Source organism: Rhodocyclaceae bacterium (assembly GCA_020248265.1).
In the GTDB taxonomy this organism is placed as follows: Bacteria; Pseudomonadota; Gammaproteobacteria; order Burkholderiales; family CAIKXV01; genus CAIKXV01.
Map to the genome: position 1 here is coordinate 1 of JADCHX010000017.1, position 15,437 is coordinate 15,437.

A 15,437-nucleotide genomic window follows, 5' to 3' on the forward strand; every position below is an offset into this window, starting at 1 on the left:
GGTTCCTCTCTCACCACAGCACCTGCGCGGATCGAGGCGAGGGGCTACCTGGCGGAGCGAGGTAAAGGAGGAGCCTCCGGGCGCGGCAGCGCCCGGAGGCGGGGGACACGAGCGGAGCCAGGTAGCCCCTCGCCTCGATCCTGCACAGGACAAAGAACCAGGTAGCCCCTCGCCTCGATCCTGCACAGCCCCCCTCACCCCACGATGCGGAAGTTCATGAACTGCCACGGGTCGTTGCGGTCGATCGCCTCCGGATACAGCTCGCCGCGGTACGCCAGCGGCGTCCAGTCGGTGAACGTACCGCCGAGCCTGCCCAGGTACGGACGGGCGATCTCCATCAGCAACTGGTCGTCGAGGTGATCGGGCTCGACGATGCCGGCGGCCGGATTGCGGATCGTCCAGATGATCGCGCCGACGAAACCGATGTTCACCTGCATGCCGGTCGCATTGTTGTACGGCGCCAGCCGGCGCGCTTCGGCTACCGACAGCTGCGAGCCGTACCAGTAGGCTCCGCGCTCGTGTCCGCACAGCAGCACGCCGAGTTCGTCGATGCCATCGGTCAGCTCGTCGCGCAGCAGCCGCTGGGACGGCTGCAGCCGGTAGCTGCATTCGACGAACTGCTGCAGCGAAGCCACCGCGTCGTCGCACGGATGGTAGGCGTAGTAGCAGGTCGGCCGGTATTGCACGTCGGCGCCGTCCCTGACCGTGAGGAAGTCGGCGATCGAGTGTGCCTCGCCGTGGGAGATCAGGTAGCCATGGAAAGGACCCGCCTGCGGCGCCCACGACCGTACCCGCGTCGTGCAGCCGGTTCGATCGAGGAAGATGCTGCTGCCGCAGCCGAAGTCGAAGCGGCGGCCGTCGTGCGGGAAATGGTTCTCGTGCGTGCCCCAGCCCATCTCGGCCGGCTGCAGGGATTCGCCGGCCAGTGCCTCCGAGGACCACGTGTTGCAGAATTCGTCGGCCTGCTTGCGCCGGTCGGTGGTCTGGTGGTCGCGCTCCGACACCTGGATCACCTTGATGCCCAGGCGCCTGGCAAGTGCCGCCCAGCCATCACGGCTGGAAGGTCGCGATGGCAACCGCAGGTTGCCGAGTGATGCGAGTTCGACCAGGGCCTGCTTCACGAAGTGCGACACCAGGCCTGGATTCGCACCGTGCATCAGTACCGCTGTCGGAGCCGCCGGATCGCCGTTGCGCAGCGACAGCGCATGCTCGCGGTGGGCGTAGTTGGTCCTGCGCTCGACGTCGATCGTCGTATCGGTATGGCCGCCGATCCAGGGTTCGATGCAGGCGTCGAGGTAGAGCACGCCGTGGTGCTGGCACCATTCGATCGAGTCGACCGAGCCGACGTCTACCGACGCATTGACCAGGAAATCGCCGCGCGACAGGTGTCGGGCATAGATGGCCCGGTAGTTCTCGCGGGTGATCGGTTCGTTGATGAATCGGACGCCCAGACCCTCGGCGATCTCTCGACCGCTTTCGTTCGCCGTGACGATGGTTATCTGCTCGGGGGCGATGTCTACATGTCGCATCAACAAGGGAAGCGATCCCTGTCCGATGCTGCCGAAGCCCACGATCAGCATGCGGCCCTTGAACGCCGCGTACCGGATGTATTCGCTCATTTCACTCCGTCGGTGAGTGTTGCATTGATCGATGATTGCCCGGCAGGCGCCGCGGGGCGCGTGCCGTACGAACGGGGTGTGCCGGCACCGGGACCTTGGCGGAAACAGGCCGGACGCGTATTTTACGGAATCGGCAGGTTGTTTTCGCGCTTTTGCGCGCAGCGTTCCCATTTACCGGTGCCAGTCATGCTCGTCCGTGCACGTCGCAGCCAACCCGCAGTCGTTCGTGGGCCGCGGTTCCCCGCGCCGATGCTGCCGTGCGTATCGATCGCATCGTGGCCGTGCGCGGCGGGCTGGTGAAGCGCTACATCCTCGCCCTCGACCAGGGGACCACGAGCTCGCGCGCGCTGGTGGTCGCCGACGACGGCACAGTGGTGGCGAGCGCGCAGCGCGAGATCACGCAGCACTATCCGCAGCCTGGTTGGGTCGAGCATGACGCCGAGGAGATCTGGGCCACCCAGCTCGCTACCGCCACCGAGGCGATGGCTCGCGCCGGCATCGCGCCGGACCAGGTCGCCGGACTCGGCCTGACCAATCAGCGCGAGACCGTCGTTCTCTGGGAACGCGCTACCGGCCGCCCGCTTGCGCCGGCGATCGTCTGGCAGGACCGCCGTACCAGCCACGACTGCGCCCGGCTGCGCGAAGCGGGCATGGAAGACCGCGTGCGTGCGCTGACCGGGCTGCTGCTCGATCCGTACTTCTCGGCGACCAAGCTCGCCTGGCTGCTCGACCACGTGCCGGGCGCGCGAGCCAGGGCCGCGGCAGGGGAACTCGCCTGCGGCACCATCGACAGCTGGCTGGCATGGAAGCTCACGCGTGGCGCGCTGCATGTCACCGACGCGGGCAATGCTTCGCGCACGCTGCTGTTCGACCTCGCGGCCGGTGCGTGGAGCGATGAGCTGTGCGCCCTGTTCGACGTGCCGCGTGCGCTCCTGCCGACGGTCGTCGACTCCACCGGCGTGATCGGCCATGCCGCAGCCGACCTGCTCGGCGCGGCGATCCCGATCGCCGGCATCGCGGGCGACCAGCAGGCGGCGCTGTTCGGTCAGCGCTGCATCCGTGCCGGCATGGCGAAGAACACCTACGGGACCGGTTGCTTCATGCTGATGCACACCGGCGATACGCCGGTTGCATCGTCGCACCGCCTGCTCTCGACCGTGGCATGGCGTACCGGCGCACGCCGCGAGTACGCGCTGGAGGGCAGCGTATTCGTGGCAGGGGCGGTCGTGCAGTGGTTGCGCGATGCGCTCGGCGTGATCCGCCACTCGAGGGATGTCGAGCCGCTGGCGGCCAGTGTCGAGGATGCTGGCGGCGTGGTGTTCGTGCCGGCGTTCACTGGACTGGGCGCACCGTACTGGGACCCTGACGCCCGCGGTGCGATCCTCGGCCTGAGTCGTGGCACCGGTGCCGCGCACATCGCGCGCGCCGCAGTCGAGTCGATCGCCTTCCAGAGCGCCGAACTGCTGCTGGCGATGCAGGCCGATGCCGGCGTGCCGCTGGCCGAACTGCGCGTCGACGGCGGTGCGACCTCGAACGATGCGCTGATGCAGTTCCAGGCCGACCTGCTGGGCGTACCGGTACTCCGGCCGTCGGTCACCGAATGCACTGCGATCGGTGCCGCTCTGCTCGCCGGACTCGGTACCGGCCTCTGGCCGGACGCAGCGGCCCTGGATGCGCACTGGAAGCTCGACCGGTGCTTCGAGCCGCAGATGTCGCGCGACGAGGCCGGTATGCGCCTCGAGCGCTGGCGGCGGGCCGTGGGCCGGGTGCGCGGGGGCGTCTGACGGGGCGCGCGGCTATCGTCGGTCGACCCCGTCCGGCGAGCGACCGGATACGCACGCGGCAGGTGAACCGGCCCCGGGGTCAGTTACCGACTTCGATCTTCTGCAGCGTGCCGCCGAGGCTGAAATTGGCGCGTATCGGGTTACTGTTTCCGGTGGTCAACTGGGCGTTGATGCGTCCGGTCAGCGCGCTCGTGGCATCGATTTCGGCTGTACCGGTCGCGATCATCGGCCCCGAAGCCAGCCGCATCTGGCGCAGCGAATAGCTGCTGCCGGACATGGCGAACACCCCTGTCCACTCCTCGAAGGTGGTGCGACCGCCCCGGTTCGCCGGGTCGAGCAACAGCCGTGCGAGATCGATGCCGCCCAGCCAGCCGCGCCGGATGGTGAATGCGGTGGAGACCTGGGGCGAATCGAGGAGGCGGCGCAGCGCCGGGGCCTGCAGCGAGAACTTCATGTTCCCGTCCATCAGGCCGCTCGCGGTGGCGTTGACCGTCATCGCCGGCAGGAACTTCGCGGCATCGAGCCGGCGCAGGAGGAATTCGCCGCTGGCGGTGGCGACGGGTGCATCCGCACCCCAGGCGACCTTGAGCGAGCCCTGTGCCGTGCCGCCATACAGTTCGGCATCGACCTCGCTGGCGACCAGCCCGCTTCGCGTGACGATGCCGTTCACCTTCAACTGGTCGATGGTTGCCGAACTGCCCGGCAGCGGCTGCCAGTCGGTCGCCGACAGGCGCAAGGCGATGTCCTCCGTGGCACGTGTCAGGACGATCGATACCCTGCGGCTGTAGACGAGTATGCTGGCGCTGCTGAACCTGCCCGTGGCGTCCCACACGACCTCGACTTCGGCCTGTGGCAGTTCGATGTCGGGCATGGCCACGCGCAGGTTGCGGATCGAAATGCGTTCGAAGCCGAGCGTATCCCTGCCGTCCATGCCGACGACATCGGGCAGTTTCGGCAGGAATTCCGGAGGCATCGTGACGGTACTGAGCTGCACCGACTCGAACGTGAGCGGGCCCGCGAACAGCGACGACAGCGTCGGCACCGCATGTACCGACGCGATGGTCGCGCTGGCTGGACCGGTACCGACGACCACGTCGGTGAGCCGGATGTTGGGGCGTGGGATCAGCGACGCGTGCATCGACTTGATGGCCACCTTTTCCCCGAGTGCGGCACTCATCGCCTGTTCGACGCGCCCCAGGTAGGTGTTGAACGGAAGCACTTCGAACAGCCCGACTACGACCGCTGCCAGCAGTACCAGGGCTGTGGCATAGATCTTCCAGCGGGATTTCGATGGCTGTTCAGCGCGGGCTTTCGCTCGTGCCAGCGCCTGAGCTTCCGCCTCCGAGAGCTTGCGCTGACGCTCGCGCTCGCGTTCGAACTTCTCGCGCTCGGCGCGGGCCCGGTTGGCGATCTCGGCGGCTTCACGCACGCGGCGCTTCGATTCTTCTTCGGCAAGCAGCCGGCGCTGCTCTTCTTCCTTCGCGCGCTTCTCCTCCATCTTGAGGATGTCGGTCATCTGCCGCCGGGCGAAGTCCTCGGCCCGATCGCGTGCTTCGGCGTCGCGGATCGAGCGCATCTGCTCTTCGGGCGTACTCGTCCCGCCACGCTCGCCGCCCGCGCCTCCGGAGGCCGGGGCCGCTGCCTGTTCGGCGGTGAGGCGGGCCATCTGATCTTCGAGTTCGCGGGTGAAGCGCTCCTGTTCGAGGCGCGACCGGGCCTCGGCATCCTCGATTGCCTGTCGCGCCGCACTGGCCAGCACGTCTGCATCGACCATCGGCGACGGAGCCGCTGCAGGCGGCGTGGCCGGGGGCGGTACATATGACGGTGCCGGTGCCGGTGCCGGTGCCGCCGTCGGTGTCGGCGTAGGCGTTGGCGTCGGTGTCGGTGTCGGTGTCGGCCGCGCAGTCGGTTTCAGTCCGGCGAGCGGCTGCCATTCGCTATCGGCCGGCGTCTGCGCCGCGACCTTTTCGCGGGGTTCGCGGTCGGTGGAAGACAGCGCGCGCATCCTCGCCTCGGCTTCTTCGCGCAGCGACCGTTCGGCTTCGATCAGCGCCTGTGTCTGTTCGCGCGCGCGCCTTTCCGCATCGGCGTGCGCCTGCGCACGTCGCTCGACTTCTTCGCGTGCGGTGCGTTCGGCGGCCGCCATCGCTTCGGCCTGTTCGCGGGCTCGGCGCTCGGCCTGCGCCTCCTCCCGTGCAGCCTGCTCGGCCAGCGCGCGCTCGCCGGCTTCCGCACGCAACCGGTCTTCCATTGCCTGCGCCTCGCGCGCCCGGGCGAGCGCATCCTGCCGGGCCTGCGCTTCCACGCTGGCCTTGGCTTCGACCTGCTGGCGCAGCTCGCGCTCGGCTTCCGCGCGCTGTTCGGCTGCTTCGCGGGCCCGGCGCTCGGCCTCCGCCTGCGCGAGGGCCCCGGCCCGGACGAGTGTGGTTGATTCGTCGCGCGCCTTTGCCTCTGCGATGGCCTTCTGCTTGCGTTCCGCGTCGAGCCGCGCGAGGGCGGCTATCCTGGCCTTCAGTCCGGCCTCCATCCGGCGCACGGCCGCGAGGCGAGCGGCCGCGTTGGTCTCGGCCTTGCGTACCGACTCGGCCCGTGCCCGTGCCTCGGCTTCAGCGCGCGCAAGCGCATCGGCCCGCGCACGCACCTCGGCCTCGGCGCGGTCGAGCGCACCCTGGCGCGCGACGATCTCCTCGTCGGACTGGTTTCGTACGACCTTCTCGGCCTTCAGGCGCGCCAGCGCCGCCGCGTTGACCTTGGCGTCGGCATCGGCGCGCGCCTTGGCCTCGGTTTCGGCGCGGACCCTCGCTTCAGCCTGCACCTTGGCCTTGCGCTCGGCCTCCACCCGCTGGCGCGCTTCCTCCTCGGCCTGCTGTTCCTTCTTCGTCTCGGCACGCAGTTTGTCGAGGAGTTCCGGGGAGGTGAAATCGAGATCGAGCGGATCTGCGACCGGCACCACCTCGGCGATGATCAGGCCGCGTTCGACCAGTTCGCCCAGGGTTGCGCCGAGAGCGGCGTCGTCCATTCCGGCGGCCGTGCGCAGGTCGACGGCGCTGATCTGTTCGCCTGCCAACTCGTATACCTTGAGTACGACCGGGCTCAGGATGCCGGGGACGGGTCGCGCAGTGCCGTTGCGCCGAAGGACCGTTGCCTCGCCCAGCAGCGGGATTCCCGGGGCGATCGTCGGACCCGAAGGGGGCGCAGGCGGGGTTGTCGGGGTCGTCATCGCGCGGCTCAGTCGGCGGTTCCGTCTGCGGCGAAGCCTGCACGGTACTGCCGCACACGCTCGACGTAATGATCCGCGTTGTGTCCGAGGTGCTCGATCTCCTCGGGCGTGAGGTGGCGGACGACCCGCCCTGGCGTTCCGAGGATGAGCACGCCGTCGGGGTAAGTCTTGCCCTCCGGGATCAGCGTGCCGGCACCCACCAGGCAGTTGCGCCCGATCACTGCATGGTTCATCACCACGCTTCGGATTCCTACGAGGCTGCCGTCGCCGATCGTGCACCCGTGCAGCATCACCATGTGTCCGACGCTCACCCGCCGGCCGAGCGTGAGCCGGATGCCAGCATCGGTATGCAGCACGCAGCCGTCCTGCACGTTGGAGGCTTCGCCGATCGTGATGAGGTCGCTGTCGCCGCGCACGATCGAACCGAACCATACCGATGACTGGTCTTTCAGCACGACGCTGCCGATCACCGTCGCATTGGCGGCGACGAAAGCGTTGCCTTCCAGCGTTACTTGGCGATCACCCAGGCGGTAGAGCATTTGACACCCTCTGACATCGGTGGAACGGGCGCCCACAGACGGCCGGATGCAATCCCCTGGAGGTTGCGTCCGGCGTGCCGAAGGCTACCGGGCCATAGGATAACCCGAGCGAGACGGGCCCGACCATGGCGAATCGCACGATGTGGTGCCTTGACACGCGTACCGGGCTGCCGGGCTGTCGTACGATGGTGCCTCGACACGCGCACCGGGCTGCCGGGATCTTCGACGATGGTGCCCGGACACACGCACCGGGCTGCCGGTTCCGCTCGTGTCCCCCGGCCCGGCCCTGCTGGCGCAGGCCCGGGCCTCCTCCTTTACCTCGCTCCACCGGCAGCCCGGTGCGCGCGTCTTCTCCACCACCGTGCCCTGTTGAGAGTGGAGGATGGGCTGGTGCGAAGGCACTGCGGTCTGGTGCCGTCGGACGGTTGCATGGTTCCTCTCTCACCACAGCACCTGCGCGGATCGAGGCGAGGGGCTACCTGGCGGAGCGAGGTAAAGGAGGAGCCTCCGGGCGCGGCAGCGCCCGGAGGCGGGGGACACGAGCGGAGCCAGGTGGCCCCTTGCCTCGATCCTGCACAGGACCAAGAGCCAGGTGGCCCCTCGCCTCGATCCTGCACAGCAAGCATCAACGCCCGACCGGCACCTCGGCCACCACCGTCGTCGCCGGCGCCGCCGCGATCGCTACCGCTGCCGGCGCTTCCACCTTCGCGGCAGGCTGCGTCACCGGCAGCAGCGGCACGATCAGCAACGCGACGATGTTGATGATCTTGATCAGCGGATTGACCGCCGGGCCCGCCGTATCCTTGTACGGATCGCCCACCGTGTCGCCCGTGACAGCCGCCTTGTGCGCATCGGAGCCCTTGCCGCCGTGGTTGCCCTCTTCGATGAACTTCTTGGCGTTGTCCCAGGCCCCGCCGCCGGTGGTCATCGAGATCGCGACGAACAGACCGGTGACGATGCAGCCCATCAGCAAGCCGCCGAGCGCGATCGGGCCTAGAAGGAAGCCGACGGCGATCGGCACCAGCACCGGCAGCAGCGACGGCACCATCATCTCCTTGATGGCGGACCGGGTCAGCATGTCGACCGCGCGCGAATAGTCGGGCTTGGCCGTACCTTCCATGATGCCGGGGATTTCCTTGAACTGCCGCCGTACCTCGACCACCACCGAGCTCGCCGAGCGCCCGACCGCCTCCATCGCCATCGCGCCGAACAGGAACGGGATCAGGCCGCCGATGAACAGGCCGATGATGACCATCGGGTCGGACAGACTGAACGTGAAGGTCACGCCCGGGTTGGTGCTCTCGAGCTTGTGCGTGTAGTCGGCGAACAGCACCAGCGCCGCCAGCCCGGCCGAGCCGATCGCATAGCCCTTGGTCACCGCCTTCGTGGTGTTGCCGACCGCGTCCAGCGGATCGGTGATCGCACGCACCGAGGCCGGCATCTCGGACATCTCGGCGATGCCGCCCGCGTTGTCGGTGATGGGGCCGTACGCATCGAGGGCGACGATCACACCGGTCATCGAGAGCATGGCGGTCGCGGAGATCGCGATGCCGTACAGACCACCCAGGGCGTAGGCACCCCAGATCGCCAGGCACACCGCCAGCACCGGGGCCGCGGTGGACTTCATCGAGATGCCGATGCCGGCGATGATGTTGGTCGCATGCCCGGTGGTGCAGGCCTGGGCGACATGGCGCACCGGCGCATACTCGGTCGCCGTGTAGTACTCGGTGATCACTACCATCGCCGCAGTGAGCGCGAGACCGATCAGCGCGCACAGGAACAGCGGCATCGCGCCACCCGCGGCCCCGGACATCATCGACGTGGTGATCGGGTAGAAGGCGATCGCCGACAGCAGGCCGGCGACGATCACGCCCTTGTACAGCGCGTTCATGATCTTGCCGCCGGGCGAGGCCTTCACGAAGAAGCAGCCGATGATCGACGCAACGATCGATGCGCCGCCGAGCACCAGCGGGTAGAGCACCGCGTTCGGGCCGAGGTCGGCTGCGAACATCGCGCCGACCAGCATCGTCGCGATCACTGTCACCGCGTAGGTCTCGAACAGGACGGCCGCCATGCCGGCGCAGTCGCCGACGTTGTCGCCGACGTTGTCCGCGATCACGGCGGGGTTGCGCGGATCGTCTTCGGGGATGCCGGCCTCGACCTTGCCCACGAGGTCGGCGCCGACGTCCGCGCCCTTGGTGAAGATGCCGCCACCGAGGCGTGCGAAGATCGATATGAGCGAACTGCCGAAGGCCAGCCCGATCATCGCGTTGAGCACCGTCGTGTTCACGTCGTAGCCCATGCCGACGAGGATCGCGAAGTACCCGGCCACCGACAGCAGGCCCAGCCCGACCACCAGCATGCCGGTGATCGCACCGCCGCGGAACGCCACCGCGAGCGCTTCATCGAGGCCGGTGCGTGCAGCCTCGGCGGTGCGCACGTTCGCACGCACCGAGACGTTCATGCCGATGTATCCGGCGGCACCCGAGAACACCGCGCCCACCAGGAAGCCGAAGGCGGTGAGCCAGGACAGCGCCAGGCCGATCAGCACGAACAGTACCGCCCCGACCGCGGCGATCGTCGTGTACTGCCGGTTCAGGTAGGCTGCCGCCCCGGCCTGCACCGCGGCGGCAATCTCCCGCATTCGATCATTTCCGGTCGGCTGCTTGAGAATCCATTGGGTCGAAACGATCCCGTACAGGATCGCTGCGATCGAGCATGCCAGTGCAAACCACAACGGTGCGGCCATGAGTCACTTCCCCCTCGTTTTCTCTCGGTTCGAACTGCCTGGAAAAACGCGTGTTGCGTACTGATTCCGACGATCCTGTCGTCCCGTGCTCGATCAGGTCTTGAACGGCGCGAGCTTCTTCTTGATGGAAACATTCTTCAGCCGTACATACGCGGGCAGGCCGTTGCTGAACTTCAGCCCGGCTTGGCCGCGGATCAGCGGTTGCAGGTAGGCGCGTGCGCGCGCAGTGATGCCGAAGCCGTCCCGGCTGATGAAGCCGCGAGGCAGCATGTGTTCGCGGTTGACGACGCGCGAAAGCGGCACCAGCCTCAGCGACCATCGGTAGGGCTGCTGCGAGGTGCGCTCGATCGAGACCATCACGCCGCTCTCGCCGCGCAGCGCGGCCTGCACCGCCGCTCGGCCGACGGCATAGGCCTGCTCGACGTCGGTCTTCGAGGCGATATGGCGTGCCGCGCGCTGCAGGTAGTCGGCCAGCGCGAAGTGGTACTTGTGCCCCAGCCGGTCGCGAATCAGGCGCGCGACCCGTTCGCCGGCGCCACCCAGTTGCGCGTTGCCGAACGAATCGCGCAGGCCCGATTCGGACAGGAATTTCCCGTCGGTGCCGCGCAACCCTTCGGATACGCCGATGCAGCAGTAGCCGTGCGTCTTCACCAGACGCTCGACGCGGGCCAGCACGCGTGCCTCCTCGAACGGGATCTCGGGGAAAAGCAGCACCAGCGGCAGTGGATGGTCGGCATCGTCGGCCAGGCCTACGGCAGCGGTGATCCAGCCGGCATGCCGCCCCATGACCTCGAGCACGAACACGCGGGTCGAGTTGCTCGCCATCGACGCCACGTCGAACGCCGCTTCGCGCATCGAGGTCGCCACATATTTCGCGACCGAACCGAAGCCGGGGCAGTTGTCGGTGCCGGCGAGGTCGTTGTCGATGGTCTTCGGCACATGGATGCAGGCCAGCGGGTAGCCCATGGACGACGAGACCTGCGTCATCTTCAGGCAGGTGTCGGCCGAATCGTTGCCGCCGTTGTAGAAGAAGTAGCGGATGTCGTGGGCGCGGAACACCTCGATCAGCCGGTTGTACTGCGCGCGATGCTCTTCGATGCCCTTCAGCTTGTACCGGCACGAGCCGAAGGCGCCGCCGGGCGTGCGCACCAGGGCCGCGATCGCCGACGCGGTCTCGCGCCCGGTATCGATCAGGTCTTCGTTCAGCGCGCCGACGATGCCGTCGCGCCCGGCAAACACCTTGCCGATCTTCCCGGGGTGACGGCGCGCGGTTTCGATCACGCCCGCAGCCGAGGCGTTTATGACGGCTGTCACGCCCCCGGACTGGGCGTAGAAAGCGTTAGCCGGCATCGCCTCCGCCGGCACCCATCGCCGCGAGCATCCGCCGGCCGATCTCGTCGACCGCCCCGACGCCGGGGATGCAGGCGTAGCGCGGTGCCCCGCCTTCGCCGGACTGCGCCCAGCGCTGGTAGTAATCGACCAGTGGCCGGGTCTGCCGGCGATAGACGTCGAGCCGGTTGCGTACGGTCTCTTCGCGGTCGTCGTCGCGCTGGATCAGCGGTTCGCCGGTCGCGTCGTCCAGCCCCGCGACCTTCGGCGGCGCGTAGACCTCATGGTAAGTGCGTCCCGATGCCGGGTGCACGCGCCGCCCGCTGACGCGGCTGATGATCTCTGCATCGTCGACCGCGATCTCGAGCACCTGGTCGATCGCGACCGCCGCCGTGCGCATCGCGTCTGCCTGCGGAATGGTGCGCGGGAACCCGTCGAACAGGTAGCCGGCCTTGCAGTCGTCGGCGGACAGGCGATCCTTTACGAGGCCGATGATGATCTCGTCGGAGACGAGTTCGCCGGCATCCATCACCTTCTTGGCGGCCAGCCCGAGCGGACTGCCGGCCTTGACCGCAGCGCGCAGCATGTCGCCGGTGGAGATCTGGGGGATGTGGAACCGGTCGCGCAGGAACGCGGCCTGGGTTCCCTTGCCTGCCCCCGGGGGCCCTAGAAGCAGTATGCGCATGATCGAAAAGCGCTGCGCCGGCGACGAACCCCGGACGGAGCGGCTCCTTTGGTCTGTGCCCGTGGAATGCTGCGGGCGGTGGTGCCGATGGGTCGACGTGTCTGCCAGATACGGCTTGATCGTCGATTCGTCTTTATGCAGTAGTCAGACTGCCGCGCATTATACGCAACGGCCCCCGACCCGGCGAGTCCGAGTCCAGCGGCAGCCGCGTGCAGTCAGCGGCTGCCGTCCCGCGCCAGGACCCGGCGCACCCGTTCGAGGTCGGCCGGCGTGTCCACGCCTGCAGCCGGAGCGTCGGGCGCGGCTTCGACCACGATCGATTCGCCATGCCAGAGCGCGCGCAACTGCTCCAGCGATTCGAACTGTTCCAGCGCGGTCGGTGGCAGGGCCGACAGACGGCGCAGGGCGGCTGCGCGATAGGCATACAGCCCGACATGCCGGTACACCGGCAGGCCCTCGGGCAGTGGCGCGCCAGCGCGGTCGTCCGCAACCGGACAGATCGCCGGCGCCGAGGCGGCGAACGCGTCGCGCGCATACGGGATCGGCGCGCGGCTGAAATAGAGTGCGAAGCCGCGCCGGTCCAGGACCACCTTCACGACATTGGGGTCGAACATCTCGCGGGTGGAATGCAGGGCGTGGCAGGCGGTGGCGATCGCCGCATCCGGCGTCTCGTGCAGCCGGCGTGCGACGGCCGCGATCAGCGCGGGGTCGATCAGCGGCTCGTCGCCCTGCACGTTGACCACGATCGTGTCGTCCGGCCATGCGCGCTGCACGCAAAGCTCGGCGATCCGGTCAGTGCCGGACGGATGGTCGCTGCGCGTCAGCGCGGCCTGCAACCCATGCGCCGCCGCGGCGGCCACGACCGACGGGTCGTCGGTGGCGATCCACACCTCGCTGGCACCGCTGGCTGCCGCGCGCTCGGCCACGCGAACCACCATCGGCCGCCCGGCGATGTCGGCGAGCGGCTTGCCGGGCAGCCGGGTCGAGGCAAGCCGGGCCGGGATCGCCGCGACGAACGCCATCACCTGCGGCGATGCAGTCACCCTCGGCGCAGCGCTTCGAGCTCTTCCGGCGCCAGCCGGCGCGCCTCGTCCTCGAGCATGATCGGTATGCCGTCGCGGATCGGATAGGCGAGCCCTGCGCCCTGCGACAGCAACTCCTGCCGGCTGCGGTCGAACGTCAGGCTTCCCTTGGTGACCGGGCAGACCAGGATCTCCAGCAATTTTGCGTCCATGTCGTCGCTTTCAGCAGGCGTTGCGTGAGGAACGTGGAATCCGAGCGCGTCCGGGCATCCGGGCACGGAGGATACAGGTGCCCGGTGCAGGCCGCACCAGGCTGGTGCCGGCGATCAGGGCCTGCCTTCAAGGCGGTGCACCAGGTGTTCTCCGAACGCGGCATCGAGCTGCGCCTCGACCGGGAGTACCCAGTGGTGGGATGCACCGAACTGGATGCATTTTACGGCATCCTTTTCCGTGAGTATCACCGGCTCGTCGCCGAAGTCGAGGTCCGCCGGCTCGAAATGGTGATGGTCCGGGAAAGGGTGCTCGACGAAGGTCAGGCCGAGGGAGGACAGCAGGCTGAAGAAACGGTCCGGATAGCCGATCCCCGCGACCGCATGCAGCCGCTGGCCGCGCAGGGATTCGGGCGCGGCGGTGATCGACGGGTCGTCCAGCCGGTACATGCGCCCCGCTGCAATACGCATTTCGAACTGCGCGTCGCGCGGCACCGGCGCCGCCATCGATGCCGCGCCGTTGACCACCAGCGCGTCCACCGCGCTCAAGCGGTGCACCGGCTCGCGCAGCGGACCGGACGGCAGCATGTGCCCGTTGCCGAATCCGAGGCCAGCGTCCACCACCGCGACTTCGACATCGCGCTCGAGGCGGTAGTGCTGCAGGCCGTCGTCGGCGATCAGCACGTCGCACTCCGGATGTTCGCGCAGCAGCGCGCGCGCGGCGAACACCCGGTCGACGCCGATCCATACGGGTGCCGGGGTACGCCGGGCGATCAGCACCGGCTCGTCGCCGACGCGCGACGGATCGCTGTGCGGGCCGACCGGTTCGCTGACGCGATCGTCGCTGGCGCTGCCGCCGTAGCCTCTGCTGACCACGCCGGGATGCCAGCCGCGGGTGATCAGGTAGAGCACCAGCCAGATGGTCAGCGGCGTCTTCCCGGTGCCGCCGACGGTGACATTGCCGACCACGATCACCGGTACGGATACGGCGTGGCGGCGCGCCCAGCCGATGCGGAAGGCGAGCCGGCGCAATTCGACGGCCAGCCGGAACAGCCAGGACACCGGCAGCAGCAGCGCGCTGCGCACGCTCAGCCTCGCCCAGTGGCGGTCGGTATCGAAGCGCGGCATCGGCGGTCGGCGCGCGGAACGGACGCGGTGCCGTTCAGCGCGCGCCGGAGCCCTGGGTGGTGAACGTGATCTGCGGATAACCGGCGAGCCGCGCTGCTTCCATCACGTTGACCACGGCCTGGTGCGTGGCGGCAGCATCGGCGCTGATCACGATCACCGGTTCTTTCGCCTCGCCGCCCACCTTGCGCAGCGCCTGGCTGAACTGCTCGGGATTGCCGAACACCACCGGTTGGCGGTTGACCAGATAGCGTCCGGTCGCGTCGATCGCGACGTTGATCTGCACCGGCCGGTTCGGCGGCGATTCCGCCGAAGCCTGGGGCAGGTTGATCTGCAACTCGGAGAACCGGGTGAATGTGGTCGAGGTGACGAGGAAGATCAGCACCACCAGGAACACGTCGATCATCGGTACCAGGTTGATCTCCGGCTCGTCGCGCGGGCGGCCGCGCCGGAAATTCACGCGGCACCCCGCGCGCGGTCAGGCAAGGCGTTCACCGTGCACTACCTCGACCAGCTTTACCGCCTGGAGTTCCATGTCGACCACGTAGCCGTCGACCTTGGCGCGATAGTGCCGGTAGGCGATCATGCTGGGGATCGCAACGATCAGGCCGAACGCGGTGTTGTAGAGCGCGATCGAGATGCCTTGCGCGAGTTGTGCGGGCGTGCCCGCAGCCGATTGCGCGCCGAAGATCTCGATCATGCCGATCACCGTGCCGAACAGGCCAAGCAGCGGTGCCATGCCCGCGATCGTGCCGAGCGTGGTCAGGTAGCGCTCCAGCTGCATCGCGACGCCTCGACCGGTTTCCTCGATCGCCTCTTTCATGACCTCGCGCGGGCTGCGCACGTTGCGCAGGCCCGCGGCCAGCACTTCGCCCAGCGGCGAATGGGCAGCGACCCGCTCGACCATCTCGGGCGATGCGCCGTTCTGGCGGAACTCGGCCACCACATTCGGCAGCAGGTCGGCCGGAGCGACCAGCGTGCGCCGCAGGGTCCATCCACGTTCACCGATGATGGCCAAGGCAATGATCGAAGCGATGATCAGCGGCCAGATAGGCCAGCCGGCACCTTGGATGATTGCAAACACGGATAGGGGAGGAGTCTTGTTGGGAAGCGCCCCGACTCTATCGACCGGCGCGGCCGAGGGCAAGCACAAGGC

The 15,437-nt window shown here is 68.3% G+C and carries 12 protein-coding genes; 1 reads left to right on the forward strand and 11 read right to left on the reverse strand.

Annotated elements, in window-relative coordinates; all coding sequences use genetic code 11:
• Positions 1 to 194: 194 nt before the first annotated feature.
• Positions 195 to 1,619 carry a homospermidine synthase gene (locus tag ING98_15265; GenBank protein ID MCA3103223.1) on the reverse strand — a complete coding sequence of 475 codons (1,425 nt, stop codon included), beginning with the start codon at positions 1,617 to 1,619 and terminating at the stop codon, positions 195 to 197.
• A gap of 296 nt (positions 1,620 to 1,915) precedes the next feature.
• Between ING98_15265 and glpK the strand changes: the two genes are divergently transcribed.
• Positions 1,916 to 3,403 (forward strand): glycerol kinase GlpK, encoded by a 1,488-nt coding sequence (gene glpK, locus ING98_15270; GenBank protein MCA3103224.1) that lies wholly within the window; start codon positions 1,916 to 1,918, stop codon positions 3,401 to 3,403.
• 79 nt (positions 3,404 to 3,482) lie between these two features.
• Here glpK and ING98_15275 read toward each other — a convergent pair whose 3' ends face one another.
• From ING98_15275 to ING98_15320, 10 genes are all read right to left on the reverse strand, one after another.
• Positions 3,483 to 6,623 carry a hypothetical protein gene (locus ING98_15275; protein MCA3103225.1) on the reverse strand — a complete coding sequence of 1,047 codons (3,141 nt, stop codon included), beginning with the start codon at positions 6,621 to 6,623 and terminating at the stop codon, positions 3,483 to 3,485.
• An 8-nt stretch (positions 6,624 to 6,631) separates the two neighbouring features.
• Positions 6,632 to 7,162: a gamma carbonic anhydrase family protein gene (locus tag ING98_15280; GenBank protein MCA3103226.1), complete on the reverse strand. Its 531-nt coding sequence runs from the start codon at positions 7,160 to 7,162 to the stop codon at positions 6,632 to 6,634.
• A gap of 625 nt (positions 7,163 to 7,787) precedes the next feature.
• On the reverse strand, positions 7,788 to 9,911 hold the full coding sequence (locus ING98_15285; GenBank protein ID MCA3103227.1) for a sodium-translocating pyrophosphatase: 2,124 nt from the start codon (positions 9,909 to 9,911) through the stop codon (positions 7,788 to 7,790).
• A gap of 93 nt (positions 9,912 to 10,004) precedes the next feature.
• Positions 10,005 to 11,261, reverse strand: coding sequence for a 6-phosphofructokinase (locus tag ING98_15290; GenBank protein MCA3103228.1), 1,257 nt, complete (start codon positions 11,259 to 11,261; stop codon positions 10,005 to 10,007).
• Complete coding sequence (adk, locus tag ING98_15295; protein MCA3103229.1) at positions 11,251 to 11,925, reverse strand: adenylate kinase; 675 nt, start codon at positions 11,923 to 11,925, stop codon at positions 11,251 to 11,253. Before adk ends, ING98_15290 begins: the two co-directional genes overlap by 11 nt.
• Before the next feature lie 215 nt (positions 11,926 to 12,140).
• A complete protein-coding gene (kdsB, locus tag ING98_15300) occupies positions 12,141 to 12,947 on the reverse strand; it encodes a 3-deoxy-manno-octulosonate cytidylyltransferase (GenBank protein ID MCA3103230.1) in 807 nt (268 codons plus the stop codon).
• A gap of 17 nt (positions 12,948 to 12,964) precedes the next feature.
• On the reverse strand, positions 12,965 to 13,159 hold the full coding sequence (locus ING98_15305) for a Trm112 family protein (GenBank protein MCA3103231.1): 195 nt from the start codon (positions 13,157 to 13,159) through the stop codon (positions 12,965 to 12,967).
• A gap of 114 nt (positions 13,160 to 13,273) precedes the next feature.
• The gene (locus ING98_15310) at positions 13,274 to 14,284 is read right to left on the reverse strand and encodes a tetraacyldisaccharide 4'-kinase (protein ID MCA3103232.1); all 1,011 of its coding nucleotides are present in this window, start codon (positions 14,282 to 14,284) and stop codon (positions 13,274 to 13,276) included.
• A 34-nt stretch (positions 14,285 to 14,318) separates the two neighbouring features.
• Entirely contained in the window at positions 14,319 to 14,741 is a 423-nt protein-coding gene (locus ING98_15315) for a biopolymer transporter ExbD (protein ID MCA3103233.1), read from the reverse strand.
• 18 nt (positions 14,742 to 14,759) lie between these two features.
• Positions 14,760 to 15,365 carry a MotA/TolQ/ExbB proton channel family protein gene (locus tag ING98_15320; protein ID MCA3103234.1) on the reverse strand — a complete coding sequence of 202 codons (606 nt, stop codon included), beginning with the start codon at positions 15,363 to 15,365 and terminating at the stop codon, positions 14,760 to 14,762.
• Positions 15,366 to 15,437 lie beyond the last annotated feature (72 nt).

Excerpts from the sequence above, each read along its gene's own strand:
- ING98_15265 (MCA3103223.1), bottom strand. The coding sequence starts at position 1,619 with ATGAGCGAATACATCCGGTACGCGGCGTTCAAGGGCCGCATGCTGATC.
- ING98_15275 (MCA3103225.1), bottom strand. The coding sequence starts at position 6,623 with ATGACGACCCCGACAACCCCGCCTGCGCCCCCTTCGGGTCCGACGATC.
- ING98_15280 (MCA3103226.1), bottom strand. The coding sequence starts at position 7,162 with ATGCTCTACCGCCTGGGTGATCGCCAAGTAACGCTGGAAGGCAACGCT.
- ING98_15285 (MCA3103227.1), bottom strand. The coding sequence starts at position 9,911 with ATGGCCGCACCGTTGTGGTTTGCACTGGCATGCTCGATCGCAGCGATC.
- ING98_15290 (MCA3103228.1), bottom strand. The coding sequence starts at position 11,261 with ATGCCGGCTAACGCTTTCTACGCCCAGTCCGGGGGCGTGACAGCCGTC.
- adk (MCA3103229.1), bottom strand. The coding sequence starts at position 11,925 with ATGCGCATACTGCTTCTAGGGCCCCCGGGGGCAGGCAAGGGAACCCAG.
- kdsB (MCA3103230.1), bottom strand. The coding sequence starts at position 12,947 with ATGGCGTTCGTCGCGGCGATCCCGGCCCGGCTTGCCTCGACCCGGCTG.
- ING98_15305 (MCA3103231.1), bottom strand. The coding sequence starts at position 13,159 with ATGGACGCAAAATTGCTGGAGATCCTGGTCTGCCCGGTCACCAAGGGA.
- ING98_15310 (MCA3103232.1), bottom strand. The coding sequence starts at position 14,284 with ATGCCGCGCTTCGATACCGACCGCCACTGGGCGAGGCTGAGCGTGCGC.